Source organism: Verrucomicrobiota bacterium, assembly GCA_034440155.1.
GTDB lineage: Bacteria > Verrucomicrobiota > Verrucomicrobiia > JAWXBN01 > JAWXBN01 > JAWXBN01.
On the sequence record JAWXBN010000016.1, the window covers coordinates 1 to 20,221 of the forward strand.

The window sequence follows — 20,221 nt, forward strand, 5'->3', positions numbered from 1 at the left end:
CGTACGAAAGGCACGAAGGCCATAAAGTGTTTTGATTTTCCGTGTGTAGGGCGACCGGCTCGGGTTGCCACGGGCCAGAGTTTCTCTGAGTACATCCGGCATTCGGCAAGCAGGGCCGCTCGCCCTACACGTGAAAAAGGGGTTCAGCACAGCATCGCTTCCCCCCCCCTTCGTTGTGCAATTTTCTCCTCGCGACTGGAGGGACAATCTTCCGATTGTCCGGGCCGGGCATTCACGGCGGTCAGAACCATTCCGGCCCCAAACACCTTCGGAGCAATTTGCGCGAAACGAAGGGGAAAGTGGACATTCCCCGTATCCCGAAGGGGTGTATCCTTATGAGAAATATATATATATCTTATTATTAGAAAGACACTTACAGCTCTACACCTAATACGTTCCCATCTCCTTTACAAAACTATTAGCCTGTCCCTTATTTTAGAGGCCGATGGCCCAGTGTCCGACCTGCGGCTGAAGTTTGGCCTTTTCGGATTTCGCCCAGTCTATGGTGTGCCATTGTCAAAAAGCCCTTGCTTTTGAGTCCCCCTTGTATTGCTGCCGGATTTTGTGAAGTGTCCAAAAAAAGATTTGTGATTCTGGTTTGTTTCGAGCATTTTACGTGGGGTATGAGCTTAGTCCCTTTTGAAATCACACTGATCTTGGTTTCCTTTATCGCCAGTGTGATCGGTTCCCTCATCGGTTTGGGCGGTGGGATCATTATTACCCCGGTCCTCGTCTTGTGTTTCGGGGTGGATATCCGTTATGCGATGGGGGCGGCCCTTTGTTCCGTCATCGCGACCTCCTCGGGGGCGGCGGCGGCTTACCTGAGGGATGGCATTTCAAATATGCGCATTGGACTTTTCCTGTGTATTGCCACGACGATCGGAGCGGTTTGCGGGGCGCTTGCTTCCGCGGAGTTAAATCAATCTGTCCTTTCTATTATTTTCGGGGTAGCCCTTTTACTGACGGCTTTCCTCTCGTTAAAAAAGAAAAAGGGTGGTGTTGTCCCCACTGAGGAGTCGAGCCCGGTCGCCATAAAGATCCGTTTGCCCGGTGAAATGCCCGACGGGAAGACGAATGTACCTTACGGGGTGGTCCGGGTATTACCCGGATTTATCGTCATGTGGGTCGCCGGGGTTTTATCAGGGCTTTTGGGTATTGGCTCCGGGGCCTTCAAGGTTTTGGCCATGGACCAGATCATGCGTATTCCCTTCAAGGTGACTACGGCGACGAGTAATTTCATGATCGGGGTCACAGCGGCGGCCAGTGTCGGTATATACCTGCAAAAAGGATATTTTGATCCGGTTCTGGCTACCCCGGTATCGTTGGGTTCATTGGCTGGGGCTTTCCTCGGTGCGAAATTACTGACGATCGCTCCTGTGAAAGTCCTCAGGCTGATTTTCCTCGTGGCGATTTTTGTTATCGCCATCCAAATGATTTTGAAGGGAGCTGGAGTGAATATTGTATGAATAAACTCAATATCATTCTCGCCCGTGTGATGATTTATGGAATAGTGGTTGCGGCCAGTGTCATGGTGGCTGGTTATATCTGGTACCTCTCGATCCATCACACACAGATACCTTCCGACCATATATTTACCGGGGAACCACATTTCCTCAAGAGTCCCGGGGACATGCTCCATCATATCACCAGTCCTGAAGGAATCGGGAGCCGCCGTAGCCTGATGATGGCGGGGGTCTTATTATTACTGATCAGTCCTCTGATCCGGGTCGGGCTCGCCTGGGCCGGTTATCTCATCATGCGCGACTGGCTCTATGCGGTATTCAGTTTTATTGTTTTACTGGTACTGACATTGAGCTTCTTTTTGTAGTCGAGTGCGCTGTCCACCGGCTGGAATTCCCATTGGTGGTCGTGCAGGAAAAGACGGAGATGAGGGGGTCTGAGGGCTACGACCATCCGGTTAGTTTTCCCCCCCCATAAACATGGTTCCCGGATCCAAGCGCGCGCAATGTGATGGGTGCATGGGCGGGGGGGGGATAGTGAGGTTGATCACCAGTTCGATGTCCTTGGTCGCTGAGTAAATTGTCCACGCTCATGGCCTTTGACCCCGTACTCAGCCGCTTTGACTTGGGCCGCCGCCTCGTATAATGTCTGCACAAGCAGTGACCTCAAGAATGTTAAAATGTCTGGGTAGCCGTAAAGTAAGCCTGGCTAATATTGCCGCAACCGATAATGCCGATTTTCATAGGGATATCTGTTTTATTCGATACACGGATGATGGTGAATATTTTTTTAAAGAAAGATTTATTGATGGTTTTGAATTTAGACAACAGGCAAAAAATTAGCGGCCTACCTGCCTGACAAGCTCGTAGAATTTGTCTTCGTAATTCTCGAATAAACCGTAGCGCCGCAATTTGTCGGCCAAGGCCCTGAGTTTATCAGGACTATCGCCGACTTGGGCGATGTCCTCATCGATCTCATCCGCGATACCTTGGGGAATCCCTCCGATCAAGGCGAGTTTGTGGCCCTTTTGCAGGTCAGAAAAATTCGAAGAGGAGGATTGCCTGATAAAATCTGTCGTGAATTTCAGGAGGCAGATCTCCCAAGCGTCATCGGTCCCCTGGATCACCGCACTCAGCGGGTCGTTACGGTTTTCCACTTCGGCTTTTACTTTATTGATTACTTCCGCGAGGGGTTCGTGCAGGATATATTCCTGATTAGTTTCTTTGCGGAAGCGGAACCCGTATTTTAGGAAAGCGAGGTCGTTAAAGTGTGATTTGAGCCAGTCCACATAACCGCGGGCCTCGTCGCCGAAACCTTCCAGCATCATGTTTTCGAAATAAGCGGTGGTGATGAGCTGGGGTTTTTCTGCATGGATGCGCCCCTCGCGAACCGAGATTTCATTCACGGAGTCCATCTTTTCGCTGATAAATGAATAGCGGATGACCGTTTGCCCGAATGTTTCTAGCTTTTTTTTCGGAGCTAGAATGATCTGGGTATTGGCTATGGCGTATTGGATATCCTCTTCTGAAGGCATGATGATCTTTTTCTAAGCCATTCCCGGGTGGGATTCAAGCACCACCGTCACAGGATTACGGACTATTATCTCAAAAGCTGTCCTGATTCCATGGTTTGTCTTGGTTTTTAGGCAGAATATTGATTCGTGAAATAAGGGGCCGAGGGTAAAAGGGCATGGCAAAAGCAGCGATTTTTCTAGTGTAAACACCGCGACGGCTTGACTTGGGGCGGGAAAAACCTTCAAATAGGCACATGTCAGAAATCGTTAAATTTGTTCATAACGGAATGAAAAAAATCACGCCTAATGTGGTTCAACTCCTCGACCGGAAGATTCCCTTGCTCAAAGCTGAGTTTACCCAGCTCGATGCACCGAAATTCCCACACCTCTACAATCAATTGGAGTTTCTGGCTGATGTAATCGAGGATTTTGCCGAGGATGCTGACCATGATTTGCCTTATACCGCCGTCGCGGGTGCGGCATTCGCCATCATTTATGCCCATCGCAGCATGGATATCGTTCCTGATTTTGTCGTGGAGTACGGCCATGCCGATGATTCGTCCGTAGTGCGCGCTGTCTTGATCGAGCACGAAAAAGATTTTGCAGCTTACGCTCAGCGTCACGAGATGAGCTGGGATGAGGTCACGACGGACGCCTGATCATATTACCCTGAGTGACGATCACCTCGCCGTAAATTCCCCCCCCCCTCTACTGCGCAATTTGCGTGGCGAAGCCTGCCGATTCCTTCAGTAAAATCTGACGTAAACGTGATTCTCCTCCGTTGCACCTCTCCCCCAATCAACGGCCTTCCGATTAAAGGGCATGGGCACTGGGAAAGTGCGTGTAAAGTATTTATATATATGACTAGACTGACTAGTTATTGTCAACTAACTCAAGGTGATGAATAATAATTGGCAATTACAAGAGGCGAAAAGCAAGTTTAGTCAGTTGGTAGATCAAGCCTTGTCGCAAGGGGAGCAATTTGTCACACGTCATGGCAAACCGGCCGTCGTCGTGATTTCTGTGGAGAAGTATCGTTCGCTGAATCGTTTCCAGGATTCCTTGGTGGATTTTTTAGCGGATTCCCCCCTCAAAGGGGTGGGGGTGGAGTTTGAGCGGAGTAAGGACACGGGCCGTGAGGTAGAGTTATGAGTTATCTTTTAGATACGTGTGTTTTGTCTGAGTTTACAAAACCAGCCCCTTAGCCACTTTGATTGCATGGATGCAAAAACAGGATGAAGAAACCCTTTTCCTGAGTTGCCTGACTTTAGGTGAACTCGAAAAAGGTGTGGCCAAAATGGCTCATTCAAAACGGAAAACCCTTTTGAGTGGCTGGATCAACCACGACCTACCTGTCCGTTTCCAAGGAAGGATATTGACCATTGACGCAAATATCGCACGGAGATGGGGGCGGGCATGTGCTGAATCCGAAGGTGCGTGGAGAAAACGGCCTGTGATCACCTCTCTGATAGCGATTACTGCTATCGAACACGGACTGACGGTGGTTACCCGGAATGAATCCGATATGAAAGATACCGGGGTAAAAATATTTAATCCTTGGGTTTCAAATTGATTGAATCCCATAAAAAAGCCCCGGCAATTTTTCTTGCGCGGGGCGGGGATAAATCATGCTGAAACAATTTGCTTCAGGAAAATAGGATTAATAACCGGAAGATTTTTTGCAGGATTTCTTGTCTGAACTTGAAGGGCATTGTTTGGTGCTACAATCAGATTTGACTGAGCAATTTTTCTTCTTTGCGGCGCAATTCTTCTTAGCTGAACAACCTTTTTTACCCGCGCAACATTTCTGGGGGGATTTGGAACAGCAGCTCTTGGCTGATTTCGGGCAAGATTGCATTTTGTCTGAGCAGGCGGCTTTTTGTGTAGGGCAAGAGCTCAAGGATGAGCGATTGGAATCTGATTGAGAGTAAAGGGATATACGGTTTCCTTTGCTTGTATTTGTCTGATAGGTTCCAGTGGCATTCACTGCTGCGATATTGAATGCGGCTACGGCGATGATGAGGGCGATGATTTTCTTCATGTTATTTACTTCCTGTTTTTGTTGTTGGTTAAAAAGTTAAATTAATTATTGCACCATTGAACAACCCGTTTTCCCGTTAGTTCTAAGGTTATCCATTAATAAACCGTTCCAGCACTTTTTTTAATGCCAACCGGGCTCGATAAAGGTGGTTTTCCGCTGCTTTAGGTGAACATTCCAGTATTTCCGCAATTTGCACTACGGGCATATCATCGTACTCGAAGAGGATGATGGCCGTTTTTTGCTCATGTGACAGGCTGCGGATGGCTGAGCGAACCGCCGTGGCCCGTTCCTGGGCTAAAAACTCATCCTCCGGCCCGGAATCCGGGTGGGCCAATCGATCAGCCATGGTTAGCCCTTTTTCACCGTCGGAATCTGAGGGGGAGTCGTCCAAGGAAACTTGGGCGTGCCGTGAAACCCAGCGGAGATGGTTTTTGCAGAGGTTTGCGGCAATGGTAAAAAGCCAGGTGGAGAATTTTGAACCCGGTTTATAACGTTCACGGGCCTGATAAACTCGGACAAATGTTTCTTGGGCGAGGTCGAGGGCTTCCTCATGTTGGGATATATACCTGGCCATGAAATGGAGCAATGGCTCTTTCCAGCGGCGCATAATCTCATTGAGGGCAAGGTCGTCCCCGCTGCTGAGCCTTTGCATGAGGATGTCGTCGTCGCCGTTATTAATGTCCGCCATGATCATGAGGAGTACTTTTTTCCTGATTTCGGGACGCGTCGTCGATAGAACGGCTCGGGGACATCATGTATGTGGACATCATCAAGAGATAACGTTTTGATTGTTCGGGACTCATCACGGCCGCTACGGCATAGACGTGTTCGAGCATATTGCGGTGGCACTCGGTCCGGATACGAGCATTTTCATCTAGGGCAGTGGCGAGGTCTGGGGTGAGGACGTCACTACGGTTGATCATTTTTTTCACAAGTTCATTCGACTCGTTGATTTTACCGCAAAGCTCGATACAGACGGGTTGATAGTCGTCATGGAGGGTTTTCACCTTCTCGATTTGTCCGGGGGAAAGTTGGTATTCTTTTTGCAGCCATGCCAGAGTTTTCTGGTCGGTGGAAAGCATATAAGACTGTTTCTTTTTTGTCGCCACGGTGTAGGTCAGCCAATAAGCCCCAGCTCCCACTGCCAGCAACACAACCAAGAGGAGAATGAGTTTTTTCATTGGTTCAAGAAAGCGTCTTTGTGGGTGACGGGATCAATCGAATTTAAATAACTCTGTGCCACACGAGCTTCCTTGCGCTCCGTCCCGATGGAAGCCTGACGGAGTCCTAATGTCGCAGCACTAAAAACAACAAATAATACCACTGTTGCCGCTATTTGAGGGCGGATTAAACGGTTTACGAGGAAATCCAAGGCGCCGCTGAATGTTAAGGCCGGGGATTCCGCACGTGCGGCAATGCGTTGCCAGACTTCACGTTCAAAACCTGTCGGGGCCTCTGCCTTGACGTCCCATGAACGGAGTAACTGATTAAATTTGGGATCTTTATGACGTTCCATATAGGGATACTACACCTCTCATGCGGGATTCACTCTAAAAAAAATCACCATTTAAAATAATTCGCTCCATAGACCAGTGTGGCACCCAAATGCCCGGTCAGACAAACAATGATGACACCTGCAAAAAGGGCGAAAAGATAGAAGGCTCTTAACAAGAATATCTTACGTTTCCCCTGTATCCACCACAGCAGCAGGCAAAAAACGCTTAGGCCCGTGAATGTCAGTCCCATCGTCCGGTGTTTTTCAAGTGTGGCCAAAATCTCAGGGGTGCCGGTCCAGCCAATGGCCAATATCCAACCCAGTGCACTCGCGCAAATCGCACTTAAAGTGGAAAAAAACAGGTTATAACCCGCTATTTGCCGCCATTGTGCACCCGCACTAAACATCGCGATGACCTCCGCTAATGCCGCCAAAATAAAAAGGGCGATCGGGAAATGGACTACGAGAACGTGGAAACGGCCCAGCCAACCGGCGAACTGAAGCCAGAACCCGTGTTCTGCCGCTACAAGTTGTTGCGGTGTAGCCTTTTCCACTCCGGGCTGTTTGATCACTTGTTGATCAGTGACAGTTTTAAACTGAGGCAAATTTCCCAAGTAGGCAGTCGGATTTGCCTTGAATTTCTTTACACAACCACCGCAACACAAAAAAACAGTTTTTCCTTCGTATTGGACCGAGAGGTTTGGTTCCACTTTTTCATCGGGCAGGACAGGGCAATAATCATTTGTCACCACTTGGGCTGAAGTCATCGCTGTCAGAAAAGCAAATTGCGCACAAAATAGGATCACCCTCAGGCGGGTGGGAGAAAAAGTCATATTTTTATTATTTACACCCACCGCAGGTAGGATAGGCGGTGGTGGATTTTTTAGCAGAGGCCTTGATGATTTCGAGTTTCTTAATGACAGCCTGAGGATCTTTATCGACCGCTTTTTTACATTCTTTGCAGCAAAGGAGGATCAAAACATCATTTCCGGACTTGTCCTTGACGACATATTCCACGGTTTCGCCCATGGCCCCGAGCTTTTCATCAGAGACAACACACATGTCTGTGGGATAACTTTTTTTCTGGTCAGCCACAGATTCAGCCTTCAGAAATGGATGGAAGGAGATAAAAAGCGCGATTGAGGCTGTTAATAAAAAGGCAAAAGATTTATTTTTCATAGATCTATTATACACCGCTGCGGGCTTTATTCACTCCGTTTTTTTTAAAATTGTGCGGCTCAAGCTCTTAAAAGTGATCCCAGACGGGGCGGGCGGTTATGGATTCCTGTTAATGATTCCGGGCTTCGTGGGCGGAACGGAGTTCAAAAAGGATGGGACAACCCGACAGAGCAAATTGCTCACGGAAACGGTTGCAGAGGTAGGCATCATACTGGTCGCTGAAAAGGTCGGGGTTATTCACAAAAAGGATGAATGTCGGGATGGTTAGGTCGCGTTCAGAGGCTTTTTGAACGGCATAATAAATTTTCAACCGTTTTGTACCCTTCATCGGTGGCAGGTATTCGGCGATGGCTTTATTCAGGACGCGGTTGAGCTCGCCGGTGGAGATTTTTGTCTTGAGATTGCGTTCGACATTCTGAATGGCATCGGTGAAGGCGGAGATATTGTGACCGGTTTTCGCAGAGATAAAAATGACCTCGGCGTAACGGCAGAAAAAGAGTTCTTTTTTCAAGGCTTCTTCATACTCTTCGCGGAAACTTTTGATCCCCCGACGTAAACTATTCTGCTCGAGAGCGAGATCCCATTTATTTACGACGATAAAAAGGGGTTTGAGGAGTTTTTGGACAAACCCGGCGATTTTTTTATCCTGGTTAAGGACGCCAGTTTCCGCGTCGAGGACGAGCACGGCCAAGTCGGCACGTTCGATCGATTTCTCCGCACGCATGACGCTAAAGACCTCGACGGAGCTGGAGACCTTGCTACGGTGACGGATACCGGCAGTATCAATGAGGACGTAAGGTTTGGTGGTGTCCCCACGCTTGAGATAAAAGGGAAGGTCAACGGAATCGCGGGTCGTGCCGGCGATGGGCGAGACGATGGTGCGTTCATCTTCTAATAGTTTATTGACGAGCGATGATTTGCCGACATTGGGTTTTCCGACAATCGCCATCTTAGTAGGGCGAGTGACTTTTTCTTCCTCATAATCACGTTTTCGCCCGACCTTTTCTGCGATGGTGTCGGCCAGTGTCAGGATGCCGATCCCGTGGACTGCGGAAGTGTGGAAGACATCTTCAAACCCGAGGCGGGAGAACTCCGCAGCGTCAAATTGTTGTTTGCCATTGTCGAGTTTATTAACGATGAGGAATACGGGTTTCTTCGAGCGGCGCAATTTGGTTGCGACCTCTTTATCGACCGGGTGGAGTCCGGTTTTGGCATCCACGGCAAAAAGGATCAGGTCAGCGGATTCGATCGCCACCTCGACTTCGGTATTAACCACATGGCGCAGGGGATCGTCTGTTTCGACACCGATACCGCCGGTATCCATCAGGTCAAAAACGAAGTCATGGTGCAAGACTTCGGCCAGGATCCGGTCACGTGTCGTCCCGGGCATATCATGGACAATGGCGATTTGCCGGTGGGCCAGTTTATTAAAAAGGGCCGACTTGCCGACATTCGGACGACCGACGATTGCAACCAATTGTTTTTGTACATTACTCATTGAACGGGTGATATTGGTGCAAATTGTTCATCCCGTCGAGGGGGAATTCCATCGAGTGCCCCTTTCGCCGTCAAAGAATGGTTGATTCCGTCCCTAATACTCTTTTTGGTGGTGTCACCTGAGATGAATTTTTACCTGAATAAAACCCTTACGCCTGTCTCTTCATGGGATGAGATAAAATCCATCCTCTGCGCCCACCATGCCACCGGCGTGCGCTACCGGCTAGAGGATGAGGAAACGGGGTTATGCCTACAGGCCGTTTGTCTCCTGCACTCGCAGACTCAAAGCCTTTACAGCCTGAGTTATCTCAAAACCGGGACCTCTAACGAATATTTCACATCACCGGTGGATGCCGACCCTGACCTCGACTGGGTCATAAAGTATTTCGAGTCGTTTTACCGGAAGGATGATCAATGGCTGGGCTTTTCGGCATGGTCGGAAACCGCTGATACCCGGAGCTTGGTTTACCTGTTTGTGATTGTGGCCGTGATCGGGGCACTGATTCTTGTCGGGAAATACTTCGTGGCCTAGGGCAAATTGCTCTTGAATTTTTCTGTTCCGGGCGGTTCTCTTTGTACTCATCTATGGCTGACTTTACACTTGCGATTAAAACGCTTTCGAAATTCACCCTCGGCGACATGATCGCTGAGTACCAGATCATTAATGAATGGAAACGTGTGGGCCTGCGGTTGTACCCGAAATCAAAGGCTAAAGCCGTGGTCAAACAACGGGCTCATATTAATGACATGCCGGAAATCCAATCCATTATCCGTGCAAATTTTCTCTCCTATATCCCAGCGAATCTCCCCGAGTGTCTGGTGCAAATAGCATGTGCGGGTGAGGGGCACCAGGCCGAGACTCTCCGTGGGGCCGACTCGACAGGAGCATTAAAATTCACCTCCCAAGCCGTCGAGAAAAAGGGGAATGCGACCACGATAAAAACTTTCCTCCAACATGAGAATGGGCTCAGCGTCGTCCACCACCTTGTTTACATCAAAGGCGAAAAGTATTTCCGCAGCTTCTCCTCAGTGACTAATGGCACTCAGGAAACCAAACGCGTCGAACTCCTTTCGAGCTTTTCGCTGACCGGGATCAGTCCCTTTGTCAAAGATGACCAACCGGGCCGGCTCAATGTCCACCGCCTACGCTCCAGCTGGAGTGCCGAAGGCCGCCATCTGGATCAGCCTGTCGAGGAACTTAACCTAGAGCGTTCTTGGCTGAATTTCTTTTACCGCATCGAACGTTTCGGACAGGTCGGCTCACGCGCACTGGAGGCTTGGTATCCCTTTGTCGGGGTGGAGGACAAAAAAGAAAATGTTTTCTGGGGCGCGCATATTGCGTGGAGTGGCTCCTGGCAAATGGAGATATCTCGAAAAGACGACGCGATCAATCTCATGGGCGGCCTGGCGGATCGCGATTTCGGGCATTGGTTTAAGGATCTCTCGCCGAAGCAATCGCTGACCTCGCCCGAAGCGATCTTGACGGTTTGTGAGGGTTCCTTCGACGATGTGACCCAGCGTCTGACCAGCGCAGCGATTGGGGCCGTGGAGAAGCAACCCAAAATCGAGCGAGAAATGCCAATGCTTTTCAATGAATGGTGCACGACCTGGGGCAAGCCCACGCACGATCGCCTCGCACAGCTCGCCCACACGCTCAAGGAGACGGGTGTGAAGTTCCTGGTGATCGATGCCGGATGGTTTGCGAAAAAAGCGACGGATAACTGGGGCGACAATGGTGACTGGATTCCTAATAGCGAGCGTTTTCCACAGGGACTGCGCGCCACCTGTCAGGCCATTGCCGCCGAGGGTCTTATTCCAGGCATTTGGTTCGAGTTCGAGAATGTGAGTGCCGGTGCAGACGCCTACGGAAAGGTCGAGCACATGCTCAGCCGTGATGGGCATCTACTGATGCCGGGAAAGCGTTTTTGGGACTTTCGTGATCCGTGGGTGATTGATTACCTCTCGGAGCGTGTCATTGGGCTGCTGCGGGATTGTGGCTTTGGCTATATGAAAATCGACTATAATGGCTCGGTAGGAATCGGCGTCGATGGAGCCGAGTCACTGGGCGAGGGTCTGCGCCAGCACATCCAGGGCGTCCATGAGTTTATCCGCAAAGTGCGCCGCGAGCTCCCCCATCTGGTCATCGAGAACTGCGCTTCGGGCGGCACTCGCCTAGACCCGCTGATGATGGAGCTCTGCGCGCAGGGCTCTTTCTCCGACGCTCACGAATCGATCGAGATCCCGATTATCGCAGCAAATATGCACTGGATGATCCAACCCAGACAGAGTCAGGTCTGGGCAGTGCTCCAAAAAGGAGACTCCCTCCACCGTCTGACCTACTCCCTGGCGGCCACATGCCTGGGGCGACTGTGCCTATCGGGAGATTACGACTTGCTGAGTGCGGAGCAGAAAGATGTCGTGATAGCAGGATGCGCTTTTTATAAAAAAGTCTCCCCCATTATCCGTGACGGCTGGTCACAGCGCCAAGGCTCAGGAGTCACCAGTTGGCGCCATCCGCGGGGTTGGCAAGCCGTGGTTCGCACCAGTACCAATGGTAAAAAACTCCTCGTCGTCGCTCATACCTTTGGTAAACCCGGCAAAAAACCCTTGCAAATCGCCCTGCCTAAAGGCAAATGGAAAATCAAGGGTGCCTACGATTCCCTCACTAAATCAAAGCCCACGGTCAAAGCAGGCAAGTTGCTCATCCCCGTCGAAGGCGAATTCCGCGGGTTTGTGTATGAGCTGGGGCGCGAGTAGTCGGGGAGATCTTTGCTCTCAACCCTAATCAGAGCAGAATAGATCTTTTGAAGCAGTGGTTCCGGTTTTTAGGCAGCAAAAAAATCGATTTACTTTACTTGCATTTTTTACATAGTTACCGAGCTGGACAATTTTAAAGGTTCCTCCCCGGTGACAAGAGCCTATGGGGCTCTCTGATGTGAAAGCTTCGGTAGCCGGGCCGGGGAGGTCATTTTTCTTTATTAGCTTTGGGATGATCATAGTAAGTCTGAGTATTTGGTGCAAACATATCAAATTCATTTTTAATTGCGGATTTGATCAGTTCGCATGAACGATTATCGTCATTTTCCCAATCCCTAAAAGTGGCCCAAGTGAAAATAGTCTGCAATTTGAAGGTCAAGATTTGATTTTGAATCGTGATGCAGAATGCGATAGGAAACGCCGTCGGGTAGCATATTCGTCAAAGTCTGTTTTACTGCTTTTTCTACAGCGCTCCTTTTCTTGCTTATAGGAATTCTATCCGTAAAAATAATAACTTCTTGAAATTCCTTTAGATCATTTCTGTCCAGTATAAATCTCAACTGATATCAGAGCATTTTTGGATAAAATTTTTCAGGAGACTAGAGTGTGGAAAAGGTTTTAGCCTTTTCAAGAATAAGGGGATGAAAATCAGCGCCCGTAATGTTCTCTTGAATAATTTTAAAAACTCCGTCACGAACATTTTGCTTGTCTTCTGAAGCATGAAAATATTCAATATCTATCCCATTTTCAATTAAATCGTATTGGAATTGCGATAAATTCTGATATGCCTGAAAAGGCCGCTCTTTTACGATTGCGCCGAATATAAAATACCTGGTTCCTCTTGACGAAAAATCAAAGTTACCAGCTTCATCCAAGAAAATGTAGAGAAAACGAGGCTTACTGATAATCGATTATTTATACCAAATTTTCTTCTTCCTCTGTTTTTTGGTTTGTCGGTCGTGAGATTCAGAGGAAAGATGAGGAATTCAACGCGTTCGCTCGTGAAATTTTTCGGATGGTAGAGGCGGCTAACGGTTTTGGCGGAGCAGCATGGTCATTCACGAGGTCGGGTATCATTGGGAGGGGATCGTGAAGATCGGCGAGGGCAGAGCGTTGTTTGATTTCATTCCAGCTCAGGGGCATAAAAGCACAGAATAATCGCAGATATCAAAATTGTCCAAACTTTATGACTGTGGATTCTTTTTAAAAATCTGTGTTCATCCGTGTAATCTGTGGATCGGATTTTTTTTAAGTTTTGTCAGTCTGGCTGAGGTATTCATTGATGTCTTTGATGCCGACGCGGAGGTAAACGACTAGGGACCAGAAGATGAAAATGGCAACGGCCCAGACGCCGTAGGAGAAGGGGAACCAATCAACATTGAGCAGGGCATAACTAATCAGGGCCATGAGCAGGGCGGTGGAGACTTTGCCACTCCAGTGGGGCTGGACAGTGACTTTTTTGCCGAGGTGATTCACACTGACGATCCAGATTAAAAGGAGAATGTCCCGGGTGAAATACAAGACGATGAACCAAATCGGGAAGTGTGACATGGCCCGGCCATCGGGGATACTCAGGACGATGAGCCCCGCAAATTGCAGGCCTTTATCCGCGATGGGATCGAGGATTTTGCCCAACACACTGACTTGGTGGAATTTCCTGGCGAGATAACCGTCCACAAAATCGCTTAATGCAGCGGTCACAAATATAATAAAGGCACTGAGGAGCAAGAGGTGCTGGCCCGCTTTCTCGTAGGGGCTAAATTTGTATTCAAGCACCAAGAGGACAAAAACCGGAATGAGTAAGATCCGGAAAATCGTGATGTAATTGGGCAATGTCATCTGGCTGTTAGATTACCATGAAGGGCACCGAGGTCACGAAGGAAGTTTAGTAGTGATATCGGCACTGGAGAAAAAAGATGGCGTCTTTCCGGGTCTCATAAACTAATCTGTCCACTTGGTTGATCCGACGAGCCAATACACTACCGCCGAGGTATTTGAGAGGTTCCGGCTTGCCTAACCCCTCGAAAGGAGTTTTGGAAATCTCCGTCACCAGTTTCAGGATTTTTAATGCTGTTTTCCGGTCGGTGGAAACCCGGAATTCCAAATCATCGAGAAAATCCCGGTCAAAAATCGTTTCATCGATTAAATCCGAGAGATGATCCCGTGCTTCGGTATAACTGCATGCCTTTGTCATCATGTCAGCAATCTGACTGGAAACCTGTCAGAAATCAAAGGAGACAATATGAATTACACCGGCGCATTTTTTAATCGGGTGATGACCTTGTTTTTGCCGAGGACTTCGAGCATGTGGTAAAGGCTCGGGCCGACGGATTTGCCGGAGGTAGCCACGCGGGCCGGGTGGATATATTCACCGGTTTTGATGCCGTTGGCCTTGGCGAGTTCCTTGAGGGTGGATTCGAGTTTATCCACTGTCCATTCCTCGAGTGCCTCGTAAGCTGCCGTAATTTGCTCCAGGCGGAGCTTGGCATCGGGTTTTTTGAAGGTTTTCTCAGTGGCTTCTGGGTCGAAGGTGATTTCGTCGCTAAAGAAATAGGAGGTCCATGCCGGCAGGTCGCCGAAGAGTTTGACCTTTTCTTTGACGATTTCGAGGACTTTACCGATGTAAACTTTGTCGGTGGAGTCATTGACGAGTCCGGCTTTGATCAGGAAGGGCACGCTCAGCTCGACGAAACGTTCCATAGTCATGGTCTCAAGCAAATAACGCCCGTTGATCCAGTGGAGTTTCTCAGGGCTGAAACGAGCATTATGCCGGACGATTTGCGGCAGATCGAAAAGCCCGATGACTTCCTCGATCGACAGGATTTCGCGGTCGTCTTTGGGAGACCAGCCCAGTAGGCAGAGGTAATTGCGCAGGGCTTCCGGGGCGTAACCGTCATCGATATAAGTCTGCATGGAGGCCCAGCGGGCGAATTCCGGGCGTTCATCACGCTTGCTCATTTTGCTCCCGTCGGAATTCAGGATAATCGGCATGTGCGCGTATTGAGGGGGTAGCTCCTCGAGTGCTTCAAAAAGGGCAAGGTGCTTCGGTGTATTAGAAAGGTGCTCCTCCCCGCGGATGACATGGGTGATTTTCATGGCGGCATCGTCCACGACATTGACCAGATGGAAAACGGGTGAACCGTCCGAACGCTGGATGACCAGGTCGCTTTCGGTCGTGTAGTCGAACTCCACATCCCCGATGATCAAGTCTTTGACCACGATTTTTTTGCGCGGGATTTTGAATTTGATGGCGCCTTCATGCTCATAAGCCAGACCTTTGTCCATGAGTTTTTGGATGGCCGCTTTGTAGAGGGGGGTTCGTTGGCTTTGGTAATAAGGGTCGTATGGCCCGCCGATTTCGGGGCCTTCGTCCCAGTCCATGCCGAGCCAGCGGAAACCATTCAGGATGATTTCGACAGCTTCTTGGGTATTACGCGCGGCATCGGTGTCTTCGATACGGAGGATGAATTTCCCCCCGGTATGGCGGGCGTAAAGCCAATTAAATAAGGCGCTGCGGGCTCCTCCGATATGGAGTAATCCTGTCGGACTCGGTGCAAAACGGACTCTTGTGGTCATGATTTTTACTCTTTCAGAAATTTGTGGAAGAGAGCTTTCTACCGATAATCATCCGTTTACGCAAGAGTCTCATAATGACAATCAGAGAAAAGCAAACGCGCAATTTGTGTACGGTCGGATACTTTAAAAAAAAGAGGGAAGGTGTCATAAGGATCATTCATCGAGGCGAGATTATAGTTTTATAAGTCTTCCGCTTACCCTCAGAGACGAATGGAAAGCAAGGAGCAAAATGATGATGGATGATGAAGGGACTCAGTTCCTGAAAAATGGCGGGCCTCAGGAAATACGGTGGTCTGAAATCAAAACGAGACATCAATAGAGCGCGAGCATTAACCGAGATTTGCTGATTTGCCATTTTCGGGGGAAAAGTTCTTTCCAAAATCTCTTCTTTGCGGATGAATAGGGGATTCCATGAATACCTATAAACGCGTCGCCCGATATTTCACCCCATACTCCGCACAAATTGTTTTTGCGCTCTTTGTGGTTATTGCAGGAATAGGGGTGAGCCTACTCAAGCCTTGGCCTCTCAAGTATGTGATTGATACGATATTGCCGCAATTTGCTCAGAACCCTGACAACGGCAAATTGCAGCAACTCACCATCATGGTGTGCGGCATCCTTGTCTTGGTCTTTCTCGTCAGCGGCGTGCTGAATTTTATCAGTAACTACCTGCTCGTCAAAATCGGGTTAGGCGCCCTGGCGAAAATCCGCACCGAGTTATACTCCTGTTTGCAGGGACTCCCCTTAAAATTCCACGATGCACGGCGTAGCGGGGACTCGACTTTCCGTGTGGCTTACGACAGTCAAGCGATCCAATCGATCTTTAACAAGGGGTTCACCGGTGTCTTCCAATCCGTGGTCACGCTCATGGGCACATTTGTGGTGATGTGGAATATGAATATCAAGCTCACCTTGCTGTCGGTGTGCATACTCCCGCTAGTCGTCGGAGTCATTTACTTTTTCGCCCACCGCATCCGTAATGAGTCCACGGACGTGCAAAAACAGGAGAGTGACGTTTTCTCCACCGCGAGTGAAGGTCTCGGCAATATCCGCGTGACTCATGCTTTCGGGCGAGAGGACCACGAGGTCGAGGCATTCCAGAAACAAGCCATGGAAAGCCTCTCGGCGAATCTGAAACTCACTTTTACTAATGTCACCAGTGCTCTCGTCATCAGCACACTCATGGCGGCTGGCACCTCTGTGATGATTTATTTTGGTACCCTCGAGGTCGTAGCGGGTAACATCACCTTGGGCGATCTGACGGTCTTCCTCGCCTACCTTTCCATGCTCTATCAACCGCTGGAGGCTCTCAGCTACACGGCTTGGGCGCTCGAAGGTGCCGCGGCCGGGGCTCAAAGGTGTTTTGAAATCCTCGATGCCGATGATGAAACAAAGGATTCCCCTCACGCACGCAATTTACCTGCGGTCAAAGGGCAGATTGAATTCCGCAATGTCCGGTTCGCTTACGAGACCGGCAAGGAAATCCTCAAAGGGCTTTCCGCGCAAGTCGCTCCCGGGCAAACAGTGGCTTTTGTCGGGGGGACCGGTGCGGGCAAATCCACGCTGATGGCGTTGGTGCCGAGGTTTTATGACCCCACATCGGGGGATGTCTTGGTCGATGGGATCAATTTGCGCGATGTCACCAAAAGAAGTTTGCGCGACCAGATCAGCATGGTTTTGCAGGATACGGTTTTGCTGAATGCCACGATCCGCGAGAATATCGCCTATGGGAAATTAGGCGCATCGGAAGAAGAGATCGTTTCTGCGGCGAAATCCTCCCAAGCCCATGATTTTATCCTGTCCCAACCGAAAGGTTATGACACACCCGTGGGTGAACGTGGTGTCCGCCTGAGTGTGGGGCAGCGCCAGCGCATCGGCATCGCGCGGGCGTTCCTGAAAAATTCACCCATCCTCCTTTTAGATGAACCCACCAGTGCCTTGGATCCTGAGACGGAGAAGGAAATCATGTCGGCCATTGATAAACTCATGGAAGGCCGGACAACTCTGATTATTACCCACCGGATATCGACCATTCACCGTTCGGATTTGATCTTTGTCCTGGCGGAAGGTCAACTCACCGAGTACGGGACAGGCGAGGAACTTTTGAAGAGAGACGGTCTTTATAAGAAACTTTTTGATTCCCAGCATGTTACAAATAAAACCCTGGAGACCTAATCCATGCCGACAAATATAATGCCCGATCGCCGGGTCGAATACGATTGGTGGACAAAACCTATTCCCGATAATGTGATCTGGGGGGATGATTTTTATATCGAGAGTGCTCAGGTATTCCGGATGTTTAAAGGCAAGCTCGACCCAGCCGTGTGCATCGGGCGCGGGGTATCCGTTTACGCGGGATGTTCTTTCTCCGTGGGTGAAAAAGGTTTTGTCGAGGTCGGAGATTATACCCTTCTGAATGGGGCGCTTCTCATGGCGGAGGAGAAAATCTCAATCGGTCACCATTGCTTGATCTCGTGGAATGTGGGTATTGCCGATAGTGATTTCCACCCGATTGACCCCGCCCAGAGGATATTAGATGCGGAAGCGATTAATCCCTATAGCCTCAACCGCCAACGACCCCCTATCGGCACCAAATCTGTCACGATCGGGAATAATGTCTGGATAGGAATGAATGCCATCATCCTCAAAGGCGTCACCGTGGGGGATAACTCCATTATAGCCGCAGGGGCCGTTGTCACACATGATATTCCTGAAAATGTCGTATATGCCGGTAACCCCGGTAAAATCGTCAAAGAACTGCCTATCAACAAGTAACCAGAAAATTGCTGTAAATAAAAATTGCCATAGAGGAAATAATAGTTTAGCTATAAGACGTTACGTTTAATAATCTTAAATAACTTATGAAGCATTTTTCAAAAATAACTGCCCTAATTGCGCTACTTGCAGTTATTTCCTTCGCGCAAATTGCTTTTGCCCAAGATCCCTCAGATGAATATCTGAATTTCTATGTAACACTCCAAAATGCCGAGAAATTTGAAAAGGAAGCTGATCACCAAGCGGCATTAGCGCGTTATCAAACTGCCTACGAGATTGTCACTAAAATCAAAGAGCAAAATCCTGAATGGAAAAAGGATATTATTGATTTCCGCATCCAATATGTCACCGATGCTGTAGAAAGAATGAAGGCCAAAGTCGGTCCTGCAGCCTCAGCTGTGGAAATGAAGCCGCCTCCAGTTAATATCCCGGCCGCGGGGGATGGACAGGCTGCACCACCTGAGGTTCAAACAACCGAAAGTGCTCCAGCAGAACCTTCTACTCCTGATCCCTCTAAACCTGTATCCGTTACCATTCCCCCGGTCGAATCCGGATCGTCTAGTGAGGAAGTCTCCGATTTAAAAAAGAGGATCAGCACTTTGGAAACTGAACTGGCCCAGACGAAAAAACAACTGGAGCAAGAAAGTGCTGACAAGGCCGTTCTTCAATCAAAGCTTGAAGAGACTGAACGAGCCTTGGCCCAGGCGCGCAGCCAGGATTTCGACAAACGGATTGCTGAGTTACTCCAGGAAAATTCCGAACTCAAAAACCGCTTGGCCGTCGCTGAAGACCAGATCAAATCGATGCAAGCTAAGTCGGATACATCGTCTGCCGATACACTCCGCACGGAATTAGCCAAGGTAAAGGAACAACTGGAATTCGCCCAAAAAGAAAATGACGCTTTCAAAAAGACCACCGAAGACCTCAAAAAACAACTCGAGTCCTCACAGACCGCTTTGAACCAAGCCGCCGTTAGTTTAGGCACTACCCAGCTCCAGAGAGAAAACGGCATGCTCAAAATGATCGTGGATCGTCAGCTTAAAGACCAATCCCGCCGTGAAGCCGCTAAAAAACTCGTTGAAGAGGAAATTCAAAAACTCCAAGTCCAATCGGCTGTCTTGACAGAGCAAATATCTCTGATCACTTCTCCCTATGACCCGCTGACTACAGAAGAGCTTGCCTTTTTTAAGGCCCCCGAGGTGACGACAAATACTACCGACCCATCCGCCCCGCCTGCAGCAAACGCCTCTACGAATGTGCTGGAAACATCCAGTGCATCAATCAGCGCTCCCTTAGATAAACTCAATGATGCGGCCACGACGACACAACGCCCGAAGGTTCCTGCGGCCTTGATTCCCCTGACAGAGCAGGCACGTGTGCTTTTTGATAAGGGTGATTTCAACGGAGCGCTCGTCAAATATAATGAAATACTCGAGAAGGCCCCGGACAATCTTTACGCTTTGTCTAACGGCGGCGTGGTGCTTTATCAGATGGGTAAATTACCAGAGGCCGAGGCGATGCTGAAAAAAGCGGTGACGGTCGCGCCAAATGACGCGTTCTCTCACTCGATTTTGGGCATTGTCTATTACCAACAGGGGAAGTATGACGATGCGATTAATTCACTGACGCGCGCCATCACGATCGACCCGAAAAATGCCCAGGCCCATAATTATCTAGGAATCGCCTGTAGTCAAAAAGGGTGGCAGGAAAATGCTGAAAAAGCCATGCGCCGCGCCATTGAGCTCGATCAGAATTACGCAGATGCCCACTTTAACCTCGCAGTGGTTTACGCCACTCAGAAGCCGCCTTCAAAAGCCTTGGCCCGGAAACATTACCAGCAAGCCATCACGCTGGGGATGCCCAAAGATCCCGAGCTTGAAAAAATGATCCAGTAGGTGAGTCGTTGGGGCAGGGGGGGGGAAGTGGG

General features: G+C 49.3%; 23 protein-coding genes. 11 read left to right on the plus strand and 12 right to left on the minus strand.

What is annotated here, in order from left to right:
* Positions 1-623 precede the first annotated feature (623 nt).
* Together SGI98_01550 and SGI98_01555 are read left to right on the plus strand one after the other, a co-directional pair.
* Complete coding sequence (locus SGI98_01550) at positions 624-1,466, plus strand: sulfite exporter TauE/SafE family protein (protein MDZ4742087.1); 843 nt, start codon at positions 624-626, stop codon at positions 1,464-1,466.
* A complete protein-coding gene (locus SGI98_01555; GenBank protein MDZ4742088.1) occupies positions 1,463-1,828 on the plus strand; it encodes a DUF1634 domain-containing protein in 366 nt (121 codons plus the stop codon). The genes SGI98_01550 and SGI98_01555 overlap by 4 nt, the downstream gene beginning before the upstream one ends.
* A 307-nt stretch (positions 1,829-2,135) precedes the next feature.
* Here the strand turns inward: SGI98_01555 and SGI98_01560 are convergent, their stop codons facing one another.
* Together SGI98_01560 and SGI98_01565 are read right to left on the minus strand one after the other, a co-directional pair.
* Entirely contained in the window at positions 2,136-2,288 is a 153-nt protein-coding gene (locus SGI98_01560) for a hypothetical protein (GenBank protein MDZ4742089.1), read from the minus strand.
* Positions 2,289-2,299: 11 nt separating this feature from the next.
* Positions 2,300-2,995, minus strand: coding sequence for a hypothetical protein (locus SGI98_01565; protein ID MDZ4742090.1), 696 nt, complete (start codon positions 2,993-2,995; stop codon positions 2,300-2,302).
* A gap of 233 nt (positions 2,996-3,228) precedes the next feature.
* Here SGI98_01565 and SGI98_01570 point away from each other — a divergent pair, with 233 nt between their 5' ends.
* The 4 genes from SGI98_01570 to SGI98_01585 all read left to right on the plus strand — a co-directional run bounded on the left by SGI98_01570 (position 3,229) and on the right by SGI98_01585 (position 4,899).
* Positions 3,229-3,633 (plus strand): hypothetical protein, encoded by a 405-nt coding sequence (locus tag SGI98_01570; protein MDZ4742091.1) that lies wholly within the window; start codon positions 3,229-3,231, stop codon positions 3,631-3,633.
* A gap of 241 nt (positions 3,634-3,874) precedes the next feature.
* Entirely contained in the window at positions 3,875-4,126 is a 252-nt protein-coding gene (locus SGI98_01575; GenBank protein MDZ4742092.1) for a type II toxin-antitoxin system Phd/YefM family antitoxin, read from the plus strand.
* A gap of 70 nt (positions 4,127-4,196) precedes the next feature.
* Positions 4,197-4,547, plus strand: coding sequence for a type II toxin-antitoxin system VapC family toxin (locus SGI98_01580; protein ID MDZ4742093.1), 351 nt, complete (start codon positions 4,197-4,199; stop codon positions 4,545-4,547).
* A 118-nt stretch (positions 4,548-4,665) separates the two neighbouring features.
* On the plus strand, positions 4,666-4,899 hold the full coding sequence (locus SGI98_01585; GenBank protein ID MDZ4742094.1) for a hypothetical protein: 234 nt from the start codon (positions 4,666-4,668) through the stop codon (positions 4,897-4,899).
* 204 nt (positions 4,900-5,103) lie between these two features.
* Here SGI98_01585 and SGI98_01590 read toward each other — a convergent pair whose 3' ends face one another.
* The 6 genes from SGI98_01590 to der all read right to left on the minus strand — a co-directional run bounded on the left by SGI98_01590 (position 5,104) and on the right by der (position 9,187).
* Positions 5,104-5,709: a sigma-70 family RNA polymerase sigma factor gene (locus SGI98_01590; GenBank protein MDZ4742095.1), complete on the minus strand. Its 606-nt coding sequence runs from the start codon at positions 5,707-5,709 to the stop codon at positions 5,104-5,106.
* Positions 5,690-6,196: a periplasmic heavy metal sensor gene (locus tag SGI98_01595; protein MDZ4742096.1), complete on the minus strand. Its 507-nt coding sequence runs from the start codon at positions 6,194-6,196 to the stop codon at positions 5,690-5,692. The genes SGI98_01590 and SGI98_01595 overlap by 20 nt, the downstream gene beginning before the upstream one ends.
* Entirely contained in the window at positions 6,193-6,531 is a 339-nt protein-coding gene (locus SGI98_01600) for a hypothetical protein (protein MDZ4742097.1), read from the minus strand. The genes SGI98_01595 and SGI98_01600 overlap by 4 nt, the downstream gene beginning before the upstream one ends.
* Positions 6,532-6,575: 44 nt before the next feature.
* Positions 6,576-7,343, minus strand: a complete 768-nt coding sequence (locus tag SGI98_01605) for a DUF2231 domain-containing protein (GenBank protein MDZ4742098.1) — start codon at positions 7,341-7,343, stop codon at positions 6,576-6,578.
* A 7-nt stretch (positions 7,344-7,350) separates the two neighbouring features.
* Entirely contained in the window at positions 7,351-7,689 is a 339-nt protein-coding gene (locus SGI98_01610) for a hypothetical protein (GenBank protein MDZ4742099.1), read from the minus strand.
* Between the two features lie 109 nt (positions 7,690-7,798).
* Entirely contained in the window at positions 7,799-9,187 is a 1,389-nt protein-coding gene (gene der / locus SGI98_01615; GenBank protein MDZ4742100.1) for a ribosome biogenesis GTPase Der, read from the minus strand.
* A 123-nt stretch (positions 9,188-9,310) separates the two neighbouring features.
* Between der and SGI98_01620 the strand changes: the two genes are divergently transcribed.
* Complete coding sequence (locus SGI98_01620; protein ID MDZ4742101.1) at positions 9,311-9,718, plus strand: hypothetical protein; 408 nt, start codon at positions 9,311-9,313, stop codon at positions 9,716-9,718.
* A gap of 53 nt (positions 9,719-9,771) precedes the next feature.
* On the plus strand, positions 9,772-11,943 hold the full coding sequence (locus tag SGI98_01625) for a glycoside hydrolase family 36 protein (protein ID MDZ4742102.1): 2,172 nt from the start codon (positions 9,772-9,774) through the stop codon (positions 11,941-11,943).
* A 599-nt stretch (positions 11,944-12,542) separates the two neighbouring features.
* Here the strand turns inward: SGI98_01625 and SGI98_01630 are convergent.
* The 4 genes from SGI98_01630 to gltX form a co-directional block, all read right to left on the minus strand.
* Positions 12,543-12,818 carry a hypothetical protein gene (locus SGI98_01630; protein MDZ4742103.1) on the minus strand — a complete coding sequence of 92 codons (276 nt, stop codon included), beginning with the start codon at positions 12,816-12,818 and terminating at the stop codon, positions 12,543-12,545.
* A gap of 373 nt (positions 12,819-13,191) precedes the next feature.
* Positions 13,192-13,782 carry a CDP-alcohol phosphatidyltransferase family protein gene (locus tag SGI98_01635; GenBank protein MDZ4742104.1) on the minus strand — a complete coding sequence of 197 codons (591 nt, stop codon included), beginning with the start codon at positions 13,780-13,782 and terminating at the stop codon, positions 13,192-13,194.
* A 46-nt stretch (positions 13,783-13,828) separates the two neighbouring features.
* Positions 13,829-14,140, minus strand: coding sequence for a Txe/YoeB family addiction module toxin (locus tag SGI98_01640; GenBank protein ID MDZ4742105.1), 312 nt, complete (start codon positions 14,138-14,140; stop codon positions 13,829-13,831).
* A gap of 50 nt (positions 14,141-14,190) precedes the next feature.
* Positions 14,191-15,519, minus strand: coding sequence for a glutamate--tRNA ligase (gene gltX / locus SGI98_01645; GenBank protein ID MDZ4742106.1), 1,329 nt, complete (start codon positions 15,517-15,519; stop codon positions 14,191-14,193).
* A gap of 411 nt (positions 15,520-15,930) precedes the next feature.
* Here gltX and SGI98_01650 point away from each other — a divergent pair, with 411 nt between their 5' ends.
* From SGI98_01650 to SGI98_01660, 3 genes are all read left to right on the plus strand, one after another.
* On the plus strand, positions 15,931-17,694 hold the full coding sequence (locus SGI98_01650; protein ID MDZ4742107.1) for an ABC transporter ATP-binding protein: 1,764 nt from the start codon (positions 15,931-15,933) through the stop codon (positions 17,692-17,694).
* A 3-nt stretch (positions 17,695-17,697) separates the two neighbouring features.
* Entirely contained in the window at positions 17,698-18,294 is a 597-nt protein-coding gene (locus SGI98_01655; protein ID MDZ4742108.1) for a DapH/DapD/GlmU-related protein, read from the plus strand.
* A gap of 86 nt (positions 18,295-18,380) precedes the next feature.
* A complete protein-coding gene (locus SGI98_01660) occupies positions 18,381-20,189 on the plus strand; it encodes a tetratricopeptide repeat protein (protein MDZ4742109.1) in 1,809 nt (602 codons plus the stop codon).
* Positions 20,190-20,221: the final 32 nt, after the last annotated feature.